13 protein-coding genes and 1 tRNA gene are annotated in these 12,618 nt (G+C 49.7%); 8 read left to right on the forward strand and 6 right to left on the reverse strand.

Annotation, left to right across the window (positions count from 1 at the left end):
* Positions 1-18: 18 nt before the first annotated feature.
* The 5 genes from CVV54_07730 to CVV54_07750 all read right to left on the reverse strand — a co-directional run bounded on the left by CVV54_07730 (position 19) and on the right by CVV54_07750 (position 5,280).
* Positions 19-94, reverse strand: a tRNA-Thr gene (locus CVV54_07730).
* 80 nt (positions 95-174) lie between these two features.
* A complete protein-coding gene (locus tag CVV54_07735) occupies positions 175-1,431 on the reverse strand; it encodes a phenylacetate--CoA ligase (GenBank protein PKL03987.1) in 1,257 nt (418 codons plus the stop codon).
* A gap of 309 nt (positions 1,432-1,740) precedes the next feature.
* Complete coding sequence (locus tag CVV54_07740; GenBank protein PKL03988.1) at positions 1,741-3,030, reverse strand: phenylacetate--CoA ligase; 1,290 nt, start codon at positions 3,028-3,030, stop codon at positions 1,741-1,743.
* Between the two features lie 345 nt (positions 3,031-3,375).
* The gene (gene hisC / locus CVV54_07745; GenBank protein PKL03989.1) at positions 3,376-4,473 is read right to left on the reverse strand and encodes a histidinol-phosphate transaminase; all 1,098 of its coding nucleotides are present in this window, start codon (positions 4,471-4,473) and stop codon (positions 3,376-3,378) included.
* Between the two features lie 3 nt (positions 4,474-4,476).
* Positions 4,477-5,280 carry a haloacid dehalogenase gene (locus tag CVV54_07750; protein PKL03990.1) on the reverse strand — a complete coding sequence of 268 codons (804 nt, stop codon included), beginning with the start codon at positions 5,278-5,280 and terminating at the stop codon, positions 4,477-4,479.
* 171 nt (positions 5,281-5,451) lie between these two features.
* Here CVV54_07750 and CVV54_07755 point away from each other — a divergent pair, with 171 nt between their 5' ends.
* From CVV54_07755 to CVV54_07785, 7 genes are read left to right on the forward strand one after another with little or no spacing between them, the layout of a single operon-like run.
* Positions 5,452-6,657, forward strand: coding sequence for a hypothetical protein (locus tag CVV54_07755; protein PKL03991.1), 1,206 nt, complete (start codon positions 5,452-5,454; stop codon positions 6,655-6,657).
* A complete protein-coding gene (locus tag CVV54_07760) occupies positions 6,651-7,298 on the forward strand; it encodes an ATP phosphoribosyltransferase (GenBank protein PKL03992.1) in 648 nt (215 codons plus the stop codon). Before CVV54_07755 ends, CVV54_07760 begins: the two co-directional genes overlap by 7 nt.
* Positions 7,295-7,864, forward strand: coding sequence for an imidazoleglycerol-phosphate dehydratase (locus CVV54_07765; protein ID PKL03993.1), 570 nt, complete (start codon positions 7,295-7,297; stop codon positions 7,862-7,864). Before CVV54_07760 ends, CVV54_07765 begins: the two co-directional genes overlap by 4 nt.
* A complete protein-coding gene (locus tag CVV54_07770; GenBank protein PKL03994.1) occupies positions 7,861-8,580 on the forward strand; it encodes a 1-(5-phosphoribosyl)-5-[(5-phosphoribosylamino)methylideneamino] imidazole-4-carboxamide isomerase in 720 nt (239 codons plus the stop codon). Before CVV54_07765 ends, CVV54_07770 begins: the two co-directional genes overlap by 4 nt.
* Positions 8,581-8,583: 3 nt before the next feature.
* A complete protein-coding gene (locus CVV54_07775) occupies positions 8,584-9,219 on the forward strand; it encodes a bifunctional phosphoribosyl-AMP cyclohydrolase/phosphoribosyl-ATP pyrophosphatase (GenBank protein PKL03995.1) in 636 nt (211 codons plus the stop codon).
* On the forward strand, positions 9,219-9,836 hold the full coding sequence (gene hisH / locus CVV54_07780) for an imidazole glycerol phosphate synthase subunit HisH (GenBank protein ID PKL03996.1): 618 nt from the start codon (positions 9,219-9,221) through the stop codon (positions 9,834-9,836). The genes CVV54_07775 and hisH overlap by 1 nt, the downstream gene beginning before the upstream one ends.
* A gap of 2 nt (positions 9,837-9,838) precedes the next feature.
* Entirely contained in the window at positions 9,839-10,597 is a 759-nt protein-coding gene (locus CVV54_07785) for an imidazole glycerol phosphate synthase subunit HisF (protein ID PKL03997.1), read from the forward strand.
* A 1-nt stretch (position 10,598) separates the two neighbouring features.
* On the opposite strand, the gene hisD is transcribed toward CVV54_07785, so the two are convergent.
* Positions 10,599-11,870, reverse strand: coding sequence for a histidinol dehydrogenase (gene hisD / locus CVV54_07790; GenBank protein PKL03998.1), 1,272 nt, complete (start codon positions 11,868-11,870; stop codon positions 10,599-10,601).
* Between the two features lie 151 nt (positions 11,871-12,021).
* Between hisD and CVV54_07795 the strand changes: the two genes are divergently transcribed.
* A complete protein-coding gene (locus CVV54_07795) occupies positions 12,022-12,552 on the forward strand; it encodes a pyridoxamine 5'-phosphate oxidase family protein (GenBank protein PKL03999.1) in 531 nt (176 codons plus the stop codon).
* Positions 12,553-12,618: the final 66 nt, after the last annotated feature.

Raw genomic sequence — 12,618 nt, forward strand, 5'->3', positions numbered from 1 at the left:
ACAGACCCTTGATATTTCTGGAGCCGGCGAGAGGACTTGAACCCCCGACCTGCTGATTACAAGTCAGCTGCTCTACCAACTGAGCTACACCGGCAAACAAACCATAACGTTCCTGTTATAGAGCGCCGAAAAGCATTTTACATTATTTTGAGTTTTCGTCAAGTATCAGAGCTATTATTCTCTCACTATATGTTTTGATTTCCCCTCAAACCTTGGGAGAGTTCCCGGCTCTGCAACTGTAAGCGGAACGTGGATCCCGAGCGCGCTGTGGATCGATTTTTTGCCCTTTTCCAAAAGCACCTCTGCGATCTCCTGTTGGCTGTCCGCGGTTCTTTCACATGATATGCTCATCTGCTGAAAACCATCTACCTCCCAGACCTTTATCTGATAGTTCGCGGTCAATCCGGGGACCCTGCAGAGCGCCCTTTCGATCACCGAAGGAAATACGTTCACTCCATGGATAATTATCATATCGTCTGAACGTCCCTTGACCCTCTCGATCCTGGTGCTTCTGTCCCCGCAGCTGCACACGCCCGGCATTATGCTCGTCAAGTCGCGGGTGCGGTAACGGACTATTGGGAAAGCTTCCTTCTTCAGGGACGTAATGACAAGTTCTCCCTCTTCGCCGGGGGCAAGCGGTTCAAGTGTTTCGGGATCGATTATCTCGAAAATGAAGCCTTCGTCAAAAAGATGTATCCCGTTCCTTTCAAGACATTCCATTCCAACACCCGGTCCCATTGCTTCTGACAGGCCGTAGCTGTCTATGGCAGGGATCCCAAGCGTATCCTGGATCTTAGTTCTGAGTCCTTCCGACCATGCTTCAGCACCGAAGATGCCTAGACGGAGACTGTATCTTGCTTTCTCCTCGTTTGAAAACGTATCCCAGACCTCACAGAGTTTGACAGCGTAGGAGGGCGTACAGGTAAAGACAGTCGTGCCAAGATCACGCATTAGTTTAAACTGACGCTCGGTAAAACCGCCGCTTGCGGGGATGACCGTGACTCCCATATCTTCAGCTGCATCGTGGAAACCCTGACTCCCTGTAAAAAGTCCGTATCCTGTCGATATCTGGAGTATATCTTTCGATGTTATTGTGGCACGTTTAAATGCAGTCTTCATCGCCTTTTTCCACCAAAAGATGTCATTTGCGGTGTATCCTACAACAGTCGGATTCCCAGTAGTTCCCGATGTAGCATGGAAGCGCACCAGATCATCCTTGTCACATCCAAGCCATCCCAGCGGGTAATGAGCCTGGAGATCCTGCTTTGTTGTAAAGGGAAGTTTTTCGATATCCTTTGGTGATCTTATTTCCGATGGTTTGACTCCGGCATCCTTCATTTTGTCTGCATAAGGATGGTTACGCTCCCAAAGCCTGTTCAATGTTGCCTGAAGTTCCGATGTCTTTTCCAACGCTGTCTCACTGTGTACCATAATAATTCCTCCCGGTTCATACTCAAAATTACAAAATAAAAAAAGACGGGATCCGGAAAACCCGGACCCCGTCCTCACTTCTTGATCAGATGTTCAGCGCACAGCACCTGGACACCGATCCCGCGAGTCGGGATCCGTGCATGGATAAGAGTACACTGCGACAGAAAAATCTATATGTCTTGTTATTTCAACAAATTTCTTTTTCATGTCCGGTGCCTCCTTCGTTCGTGCGACATTGCGCGTAAGTTTAAATAATATTTCAAAGATTGTCAAGCCCGAAAAGAGTTACTACTTTACCGCTTTTCGATGCTAAACTTTAGCGTTGTGGGGCTCCTTGTGCCTTTTTATGCGGACTGCCTTGCCTTCCGAACGGGGGACTGTATCCGGTTCAGCAATGTTGACCTCAATATTTACGCCCAGGCTGTCTTTCAGACGTTTCTTTGTCTCATTCCTGATGTGTTCAACTTCCCCCGGATCACTCTCCGGAGCGCGTTCGCATGTAATTTCAATCTCATCCATTCCATCCTTTTTCCAGACATCTATGATGAAATTGGGAGTAAGGTCCTTGACTCTGCACAGAGCTGCCTCGACCTGTGACGGGAAGACATTGACGCCCCTAACTATGAGCATATCGTCGGTCCTTCCTCCTATCCTATCTATGCGGACACTTGGATCACCACAGGGACAGGGTCCGGGAAGGATCCTGGTACGGTCCCTCGTACGGTAGCGGATTATGGGATAGGCTTCCTTCTTTATCGAAGTCAGCACAAGCTCGCCCTCTTCGCCGTCTTCCATGTTTTTCAGCGTGTCAGGATGTATTATCTCGGGCAGGAATGCCTCGTCATTTACATGCAGTCCGCTCTGGTGGATGCACTCCATCGCCACTCCCGGGCCCATTGCTTCGCTCAGGCCGTAAATATCCAGAGCCTTGATGCCCAGTTTCTCTTCAAGACGTTTTCTCAGGCCCTCGGACCACGGTTCCGCTCCCAGTATCCCTATCTTGAGTTTTGTCCCCCCGTTTGAAAAACGGTTCGGATCTATGTCATCCCATACTTCCGATATGCGAAGGGCGTATGAAGGTGTACATGCCAATGCTGTAACGCCCAGCTCCTTGATCATCCTTACCTGCTTTTCCGTGGCTCCCCCCGAAGCAGGGATGACAGCCAGGCCGCGGCGCTCTCCTGCGTAATGCATCCCAAGACCTCCCGTAAAGAGACCATATCCATAAGAGACCTGGAGAGTATCCCATTCATCCAATCCGGCAAGCCCGAGACACCAGGCGCCGCACTCACTCCACATCTTTACATCGTTTTGTGTGTAGCAGACTACCGTCGGGTTTCCTGTAGTCCCTGAAGTCGCATGAAAACGAACCACATGCTTTCTGTCAACGTTCAGCCAGCCAAGGGGATAGTGCTTCTGCAGATCCTGTTTCGTAGTGTAGGGAAGGAGCTGCATGTCCCGTGCGGTCCTTATGTGTTCGGGTTTGACACCATACTCCTTCATCTTTTGGGCGTAGGGATGATCTCTCTCTACCATTTTCTCCAGTGTGTAACGGATCCTCGATATTTTTGTCTCAACATTTCTTATTACAAGTTTCATTTCTCTTCCTCCTCGGGGTCTATGTGAATTTTTAATAATCCCTTTGTTCTTCGCTGCATAAGGGCACGAAAAAAGCAGGGCCCGCATTTATGCGGGCCCTGCTTCAACGGCGATTTACGCAACGATACTGTTATCCGGTTGATCCGTCCGAATCACGCAGCCCGAGCGCAGATCCCGTGAAGGGGACCCGCGCCGATAAAGGAGAACTGCGTAACATTGCCACAAGATGTGATGCTGTAATTGATATGTGTCATGTCCCAGTGCCTCCTCTCGACTTCAGTTCGTTGTTTTAATGATGTTGGGGGTAATTCTATTCACCTTTTGGATAATTGTCAACTCAATTGCCTATTTTTGTCTATTTTTTGCCTCAACATAATTTTTCATGAATTTTTCCCTTAGAAGGCTGTTTTCTTCCGGCAGCCCCACTGTTATCCGAATGATACCTTTGCCCCGGAAACGGAGCAGGCGGACGATTATTCCGTCCTTCAGCAGTCCATCTCTCAGCCCGGAGGATACCTCTCCAAGCGGAAGAAGTATGAAGTTTGTCTGTGAGGCGATAAAGCTGATATCGTTGGCTCGGAAGAAATCATAAAAACTCTTTTTTTCATTTCTTACCATTTCAACGCTTTCCGTTAAAAACTCAATGTCGTCAAGTGCTGCTTCCGCGCCTGCCGCGGCCGGCACCGAGACCACATAAGGTTCCCTGACCTTGTAAAGGTATTTCATCAGTTCTGCGTCCCCTGCTATCCATCCGACCCTGAGGCCTGCCAGTCCATATACTTTTGAAAAAGTCCTGCAGACCATCAGGTTTGGATATTCGTTTAGCAGTGTCAGCCCATCAGCTGTATTTTCATCGGCAAATTCTATATATGCCTCGTCAAGGACGAACAAGACCTTTTCGGGGATGGCATCAAGCATTTTCCTGATATCACGTATACCTGTGCCCGTTCCTGTAGGATTGTTGGGATTGCAGAAGACGACCATCCTGGTCTTTTCTGTCACAGCCGTAATAAATCCGTCTGTGTCCAGCTCCATATTCTCTGTCATCGGGACCTTTACGGCCCTGCCTCCCATTATTTCAGCCATCTCGGCGTAAACAGAGAAGGTCAGCTCACCGCACACCACCTCGTCTCCGGGTTCGATAAAGGCTCGGCCAAGCATCGTAAATACTCCGTCAAGACCGTTGCCTATCACGAACTGATCAGGAGTCATGCCGTGTTTCTGGGCAAGCTTATTCCTCAATCTGTCGCATCTGCTGTCGCCATACCGGTTGCATTCCGAAACGGCATTTTTTATCGCCTCGACAGCCTTTCTTGAAACTCCGAGGTTGTTTTCGTTCGAAGAGATGCGGACAAGTTCCGGTAATACAGGCCCCGGATCATACTCTTCCATGTCTCTTATATTAGGACGTGCAATGCTGTAGAAAAGCTCACTTTTGTTCATCTCTTACTCCTCCTCGATGAGGGAAATTATCTCTTTCACAGCGTTTTCGGTGTGGTCGTAAATATATTCTGCTTCCGGAAGAAGTGCTCCGATAGCCACGAAATGACCTTTTCCGAATGCTGCCTGTGCCTTCATATCGCTGCCGGTATCACCGAAAAAGACGGGGTCAACACACCCAAGCCTCTTTGAAAGCAGTTCCAGCCCCTCCGGCGATGGTTTGTAAATTCCTGTATCGCTGTGTATTATCCTGTCATCAGGAAAATCCTGCCACCCCAGAGCATTTTTGGCAAGATGCCACTCAGCGAGGTTCCTTCCGGTGTAAACACCTACGGGAAGCGGCAATTCTTCCCAATGGGAACCCAGCATCGGTATCTCCAGCCTGTAAAGTCCGGGGGCTTCTTCAGTGCCGAAGTAAAGTTCAGCACACATTTTCCTTACGGCATCTCTGGGAACAGGAGCGCAGTACCTGGCACTTATCCATGATATGACATCTGAGCTGAAAGTTCCGAGTTCCTTGCTGAGCATTTGTGGTGAAGGCAGTGCCGCTGAAAGATCCTTCTTTCCGCTGAAGGCTGCGATAGAAAGCATCGTCCATGCGATGTCGTAGTCGTCATTGAATGACCCGTGTCTTTTAAATACCCTTTCGTGTTCAGAAGTATAACCTACAGAATCGGTCGTTCCTCCGCAGACCGATTCCCATCCCTTCTGTATTCCCTGTCGGATCACCTCGGGAAAGGATCTCTCAACATTGAGCAAAACTCCGTCAACATCAAATATCAATGCGTCGGGGATAAAGTCGATTTTCATAAATTATTCCTCCAATATTTGCAAAAGAGACAAACGCGTGTTATTATATAGCCCGTTTGTAAAACTATCAAGCTATCAGTTTAACTAAGTAAAGTGATAGTAAGAATTATTATCTTGACTGTCATTTTGATTTTACCTTATCACATCTGCAGGAGGAAACGGAGAATTGACATGAACAGAAACCCTAAAGGCTGCAGCAACATCGGAGGACCTGCCGCGGCAAGGCTTGAATACTGCCGCAACAAGGCGCTCAAAATTTTCTCTACGTATGGTTACAGACCATTCAGTCCGTCAGAACTCCAGCTCGTGGAGGATGTCTGGGACAAACTCTCAAAATCAAGAGCCAGGCGCCTGATAGCTCTCAACTCACCATTCGGAGAGCCATGTGTTCTGAGGGGTGATCTTACCCTCTCCGCTGTCGCTTATCTGAGCAGCCATTATGAAGAAAATGAACGGCCTTTGAGGCTTTGCTATGCAGACAGGGTCTTTTCGGTCCCTGCTCCCCCAAAAAGCAATCTTGAGGAAAACCAGGTGGGCATAGAGCTGATCGGATGGGAAGGCTCAGGCACCGATGCCGAGGTCATCTCGCTTCTTCTCAGGACTCTTGATGAGCTTTCCATAGAAAAATCGATCGTTGTCATTGGTGACATGTCAGTTATCGCAAAGCTTTTTGAAGGCCTTCCGGAAAAGAGCGCGGAACAATTGGTGAGCGCACTGCAGGACGGGGCATACACAACATATTCAAAGATCCTCGACGATACCGAGACAGAGGAAGAGAGAAGGAAACTTCTTAAAGCCCTGCCCTTACTGAAAGGTGATTGTTCCGTTATAAGTGAGGCAATGCTGATGATGGAAGATACCTCTGTCCTCATGCCGCTCAAAAAACTGTGTGATTCCCTCTGCAAGCTCGGATATTCAGAGAGGATCCGAATAGACCTTGGTTTCATCCGCGACCTCGGCTACTACAGCGGCCCGATATTCAACGCCTATTCCTCTGTTACAGCCTCTCTTTTGGGTGGCGGGGGCAGATACGACGGACTCCTGGCAAAGGTCGGAATGGAGGGAGAGGCTTCCGGCTTCGCACTGAACATCAAGGAACTTGCTGATCATTGTATCGACGGATCTCCTTCGCCGAAGATCATGCTCTGGTGCGGGTGCAGCGATCCTGCTGACGGACTGCGGTATGCGGACGGATTGTACAAAAAGGGAATATCCTTCGAATTGAGCTGGACTGCGGATAAAAATGAGTCCATTAAAACTGCGGGGCTCCGTAAATATAGATATTGGGCCGATTTCACGTCAAAACAGGTGACAAATCTGCTCACGGGACAAATTTCAGATCTGGCGGATTTTGACAGGGAGGTCCTATCATGCTGACTTTCGCGCTGCCCACAGGGCGTTCGCTTGAAGACTGTATAGAAATTTTGGAAGGGTCCGGACTTCCGGTCGACAAACTCAAAAATCACGGGAGAAACCTTGTAGTCGACGAAGGCAGTTTTCGCTATCTGCTTTCAAAACCCTCAGACGTTCCGGCAATGGTGCACTACGGAGCTGCGGACCTGGCTATCGCAGGGAATGATGTTGTAGAAGAATCAGGCATCTCTCTGGTGGAACTGCTGGATACCGGCAGGGGAAAATGTTTCATGGCTGTCGCCGGCACCAAGAGAGTGGCAGAGAAATTCAACGGCAACACCTGCAGCCTGATGGGACTGAAGGTCGCAACAAAATACACAAGAATAGCCGAAAACACTTTCAACTCATGGGGAGTTCAGATAAAGATCCTCAAACTTAACGGTTCTGTAGAACTTGCCCCCGCTCTCGGCCTGAGCGACTGCATTTTTGACATCGTCCAGACAGGGAGCACCCTGAAAGCCAACGGACTGATGGTTATCAAGGAGACGGCTCCTGTCTCCCTGCGCCTCGTGGCAGGCTCTGGATCAGTGCAGCTTAGATGGCGTTCGATGTTCGGAGTCGTGAATGCCATAGAAAATTATGTAAAAGGGGCGGCTTCAGCATGAAAAAAGAGACTCTAAGAAAGACCAATGAGACTGAGATCGAAGTTTCTCTCGAATTTCCGGGCAAAGTGAGAAAAATAGAGATCGGCTGCGGATTCCTTGCCCACATGGTCGACCTCATGTTCAGCAGGGCAGGTCTCGGGATCTGCCTTAAAGCAAAAGGCGACACTGAGGTCGACTATCACCACCTTTCAGAGGATATCGGGATCGCGTTGGGACAGCTGCTTCGGGAGACAGCAAAAGAGGGCGGCATCGCACGTTACGGATGGTGCATCCTCCCGATGGACGGCTCGCTGGCAAGGGTGGCTCTTGATTTCAGCGGAAGAGGAGCTTCTTACTTCTCCGGCTCGTTCCCCTCAGAAAAATGCGGTGACTTTGACACGGAACTCGTCCCCGAATTTTTCAGGGGTTTTGCCAGAGAGGGCGGCATGACCCTCCACATAGCCCTTCTGGAGACCGACAACTCACACCATGCGGCCGAAGCTGTATTCAAAGGGGTCGGGATAGCGCTCAGGCAGGCTCTTTCACCCTCAGACGGTGCACCAAGCACAAAGGGGCTCTGGCTGTGATACTTTTTCCCGCGATAGACCTCTTCGGTGGCAATGTAGTCCGCCTGACTAAGGGTGATTTTTCGAAAAAGAAGGATTATGGGCTCTCACCGTTCGAAACAGCAAAAAACTTCCTCAACGCAGGATGCACCCACATACACATTGTTGACCTTGAAGGCGCTAAAGAAGGAAGGCCTTGTCACCTGGAAGTGCTTGAACAGATAGCCTCCCTCGGAATGTTCGTGCAGTACGGAGGGGGACTTCGTTCAGAGGACAGTGTAAGGGACGCCCTCTCAGCAGGTGCCGACAGGGTAATGATAGGGAGCCTGCTCTTTAAAGATGACGATATGCCCTGTCATATAGCAAGCGAGTTTGGCCCTGCAGCTATGCCTGCTATTGATGTAAAGGCAGGAAAGGTCGTACATTCCGGTTGGCTCAGTGGAACAGATATGGGGCCCAAAGAAGCCCTCACCTGGCTCAGGAAGACCGGTTTTTCAATTTTTCTCGTTACAAATACAGACCGTGACGGCATGATGTCCGGTACGGATCCCGAACTATACAGGGAGCTGACCGAAGGCAGGAATGACATCGTGGCGGCAGGCGGGATAACTACTGTAAACGACATCATATCCCTGAATGCTCTTGGACTGGCCGGGGGCATAATCGGTAAAAGCCTTTATGAGGGCGGGATAACTATCTCAGATGCACTGCATGCCGCATCAGGAAGGAAACAATAGGTAATGTCCGGTATAGATATGAGCCTTATCAAATTTGACGAAAAGGGACTTGTTCCGGTCGTTGTCCAGGATTCAACGAGCGCCGAGGTGCTTATGACCGCATGGGCAAACGAAGAGGCCCTGAAACTTACGGCTGCCTCCGGAGAACTGACTCTTTGGAGCCGATCCAGAAAAGAGCTATGGAAAAAGGGCGAAACGAGCGGGAATGTGATGGAGGTCCTTGAGCTTCGCATAGACTGCGACGGAGACACACTGCTGGCTATAGTGGAACCTGCCGGGCCAGCATGCCATACCGGAAAGCGGACCTGTTTCCATCGTTCCCTCTGGGGAAAAGAAGACTCAACAGGAGCTACATTCCTTGGACGCCTCTGGCACTACCTAAACATAAGGAAGTCAGAGAGTCCGGAAGAGAGCTACACGGCGAGGCTCCTTGCAAAAGGACCTTCAATGGTCGCACAGAAGGTAGGGGAAGAGGGGGTCGAAACAGCTATCGCTGCCGCTACAGGAGACAGGGATGGTTTCCGCTATGAGGCGGCAGACTTGCTTTACCACCTTCTGGTAGCCTGCATCTCTTCAGGAGTCACTTTCAATGAGGTGCTTGATGAACTTATGTCCCGCCACAAAAAGGACGAAAACTGATGATAGCGATCATAGACTACGGAGCCGGCAATCTCCAAAGCGTGCAGAATGCGCTGGACTTTATCGGGTGTCCCGGAACGGTAACATCTGACCCTGAAGAAATACTTTCTGCAGAGGGAGCAATACTTCCGGGCGTCGGTGCATTTGGAAGCGCAATGGCAGAGATGGAACGCAAGGGACTTGTAGATACAGTAAAAATTGCGGCAAAGAGCGGGAAACCCTTTATTGGGATCTGCGCAGGGATGCAGCTGCTGTTCGAAGAGAGCGAAGAGAGTCCTGGTGTTTCCGGTCTCGGAATACTTCGTGGAAAGACACTTCTCTTTCCATCGGATAAAGGACTTAAAATTCCCCACATGGGGTGGAACTCAATAGAGACAAAAAAGAAAAGCAGACTTCTTGGAAAGCTGTCCGGCCCGACCTACATGTATTTCGTTCACTCATATTATGTAAAAGCGGATGATAAAGAAATAGTATCTGCTTTTTCAGATTACGGAACAACTTTCGATGCGGCCGTTGAGCAGGGGAATCTTTTCGGATGCCAGTTCCACCCGGAAAAGAGCGGGGCTGAAGGCATTTCAATATTGCGACGTTTTGCGGAACTGGCGGGGGGAAACTAAAAATGTACGCACAGAGGATAATTCCATGCCTTGACATTAAAGACGGGCGAGTCGTCAAGGGAATAAATTTCGTTGACCTCAGGGACGCTGGAGATCCGGCAGAATGCGCTGTAGCCTATGAAGCGGCAGGTGCTGATGAGATAGTATTCCTGGATATAACCGCGACAAGCGACGCACGTAAGACCGTTGCGGAACTGGTAAAGGCTGTGGCATCCAAGGTATTCATACCGATCACAGTTGGAGGAGGAATACGCACGGCCGACGACATCCGAACGATCCTCAGGGCCGGGGCGGACAAGGTCTCCCTCAATTCTGCCGCAGTAAAGAGACCGGAACTCATTACCGAAGGCGCAAAGGATTTCGGCAGTCAGTGCATAGTCGCAGCTATAGACGCAAAAAGCAATGGGAACGGCACCTGGGAAGTCTACACTGCCGGAGGACGCACAGCTACCGGGCTCGACGCGGTCAAATGGGCCCTGAAAACCGAACGGCTAGGGGCGGGAGAGATACTGCTCACAAGCATGGACAGGGACGGCACAAAATCAGGCTACGACCTTGAGCTCACCTTTGCGATAAGTTCAAAGGTAAACATCCCCGTCATCGCTTCCGGAGGGGCCGGAGAGTATTCGCACTTCTACGATGCTTTTGCTGAAGGCATGGCAGATGCAGTGCTTGCCGCATCGCTGTTTCACTACAATGAGATCCCCATACCGGAACTGAAAAAATATCTCTCGCGCAGGGGGATCTCCGTAAGGATGTAGCTTAAGATCTCTTTTTCATTCGCACACGGGCTGCAACTGCATGGGCGAAGAGCCCTTCGTTCTCAGCCATTACCTCAGCAATGGGAGCAAGGAGGTCTGCCCCCTCAGGCGTGATCCGCTGGAATGTGCATACTTTGAGAAAGGTCATTACAGAGACTCCTCCCGTGTACTTCGCCGCCCCCATCGTAGGAAGCGTGTGGTTTGTACCTGCCACATAGTCTCCGAAAACTTCTGCCGACCCCTCCCCAATAAAGAGCGAACCGTAGTTCCTAAGCAGCGGGATAAGCCTATCGGGATCTGCCGTATTTATCTCAAGATGCTCGGGTGCGATCTCGTTGGCAGCTTCTGCTGCATCTTCCAGAGAGTCAGCTATCATTATGATCCCATTTTTCTCCCAGGCCTCAGCGGCAATATCTGCTGTATCAAGCCTTTCGAGCTGCCCCTTTACTTCTGCTGAGACTCTCTCCGCGATTTCTTTTGACGTGGTTATCAATATGCCCGCTGCGTCGACGTCATGCTCGGACTGGGCAAGGATGTCGGCCGCTATGACCGCAGGATCTGCGTTTTCGTCTGCTATGACCAGCACCTCGCTTGGACCCGCAACAAAATCTATTCCGACCTTTCCGTATACCTGACGTTTTGCCTCGGTCACATATTTATTTCCCGGACCTACGATCATGGCAACCGGGGCTATGCTGTCCGTACCATATGCAAAAGCAGCCACAGCCTGAGCTCCTCCGACAGCATATACCTCATCTGCACCTGCTATCTTCAGTGCTGCCAAAGTCGCCGGATGCGGCAGGCGGCTTCCGGCCATTGGCGGAACAGCCGCACATACACGTTTCACACCAGCCGTTTTTGCAGGGATCACAAGCATAAGAGCCGTAGAAAAGAGAGGATGGCTTCCGCCGGGAACGTAACAGCAGCAAGAATCGACCGGGATTATGCTGTGGCCAAGGAAAATTCCCCTCGAGGTCTCTGTGGCCAGAAGGGGCTTTATTGTGTCACTTTGAAGCAGTGCGAAATTCTTTATGTTGTATGCAGCCTGCTCGATGGCTCCGCGAAGTTCCTGTGATATACCCGAATAGGCCATGTGGATATCTTCTTCTGATACCCTGAAAGAATCCATGGGAGCGCCTCCAAACTTTTCGCTGTAAAATGAGAGGGCTCTGTCTCCGCTTTCCTTGACCCTGTCGATTATCTCTTTTACAGATGAAAAAAGATCCTGATCATCTTTAATGTTTTTTTCTGCTGCTTTTTTATAACAGAACATTGCTGTCACTCCGTTCGAAAACCTTTATATTCATCATGCTAAAATAGCATCTCAATATCTGGGTGTCAATAAATTACCTTCTTATGCTGTAAGATATATAAACGAGTTCTTGCTCTCAGAGAACATACGGCCAAGGCTCACATTGTTTTTAATGCCCGTTCATCTTATAATCGGGTCAGATATCAGACCGAGGGGGGTATTGCTTTTGAGAAGAAAAGATAAGGAAGTCACATCGCGTGATTGGATCACCGAAGTGCTGGACAGAGGCGTCTGGATTCAGCTCGCAATGTCTGACAAAGAGGGCTGGCCTTATGTCGTACCTCTAAACTACGGTTTCAAGGATGATTTCATTATTGTCCACGGAGCAAGAGAGGGCAAAAAGATAGACCTGCTCAAAGAAAACAATAAGGTCGCCTTTAACGTCGCGATCGATGCTGAGGTAGTACGAAACGAAGAAAACCCCTCAGAGTTCAGCATGAAGTACAGAAGCGTCTCAGGCCTTGGAACAGCTTCTTTTATAGAGGACATTGAGGAAAAAAGAGAAGCGTTGAAGATACTCATGGATCACTATCGCGGACCAAAAGAACCCATGACGGAAGGTATGCTCAAGGCAACAGCTGTAATAAAGATCCAAATAACCGAACTGACCGGAAAGAACAACTTTTATCCCAAACCCGAATAATGAGTGATAAAGACGCGGAGGATCACCCTGCAACTGGTGATCCTCCGCGATATTTTTATCTCGCTT

The sequence above is a fragment of the Synergistetes bacterium HGW-Synergistetes-1 genome (assembly GCA_002839185.1).
GTDB lineage: Bacteria > Synergistota > Synergistia > Synergistales > Synergistaceae > Caenicola.

What these genes read in the sequence shown, in the direction of transcription:
- hisD (PKL03998.1), bottom strand. Translation starts at nt 11,870, where the DNA reads ATGTTCTGTTATAAAAAAGCAGCAGAAAAAAACATTAAAGATGATCAG.
- hisC (PKL03989.1), bottom strand. Translation starts at nt 4,473, where the DNA reads ATGAACAAAAGTGAGCTTTTCTACAGCATTGCACGTCCTAATATAAGA.
- CVV54_07795 (PKL03999.1), top strand. Translation starts at nt 12,022, where the DNA reads ATGCCCGTTCATCTTATAATCGGGTCAGATATCAGACCGAGGGGGGTA.
- hisH (PKL03996.1), top strand. Translation starts at nt 9,219, where the DNA reads ATGATAGCGATCATAGACTACGGAGCCGGCAATCTCCAAAGCGTGCAG.
- CVV54_07775 (PKL03995.1), top strand. Translation starts at nt 8,584, where the DNA reads ATGTCCGGTATAGATATGAGCCTTATCAAATTTGACGAAAAGGGACTT.
- CVV54_07735 (PKL03987.1), bottom strand. Translation starts at nt 1,431, where the DNA reads ATGGTACACAGTGAGACAGCGTTGGAAAAGACATCGGAACTTCAGGCA.
- CVV54_07740 (PKL03988.1), bottom strand. Translation starts at nt 3,030, where the DNA reads ATGAAACTTGTAATAAGAAATGTTGAGACAAAAATATCGAGGATCCGT.
- CVV54_07760 (PKL03992.1), top strand. Translation starts at nt 6,651, where the DNA reads ATGCTGACTTTCGCGCTGCCCACAGGGCGTTCGCTTGAAGACTGTATA.
- CVV54_07765 (PKL03993.1), top strand. Translation starts at nt 7,295, where the DNA reads ATGAAAAAAGAGACTCTAAGAAAGACCAATGAGACTGAGATCGAAGTT.
- CVV54_07750 (PKL03990.1), bottom strand. Translation starts at nt 5,280, where the DNA reads ATGAAAATCGACTTTATCCCCGACGCATTGATATTTGATGTTGACGGA.
- CVV54_07785 (PKL03997.1), top strand. Translation starts at nt 9,839, where the DNA reads ATGTACGCACAGAGGATAATTCCATGCCTTGACATTAAAGACGGGCGA.
- CVV54_07755 (PKL03991.1), top strand. Translation starts at nt 5,452, where the DNA reads ATGAACAGAAACCCTAAAGGCTGCAGCAACATCGGAGGACCTGCCGCG.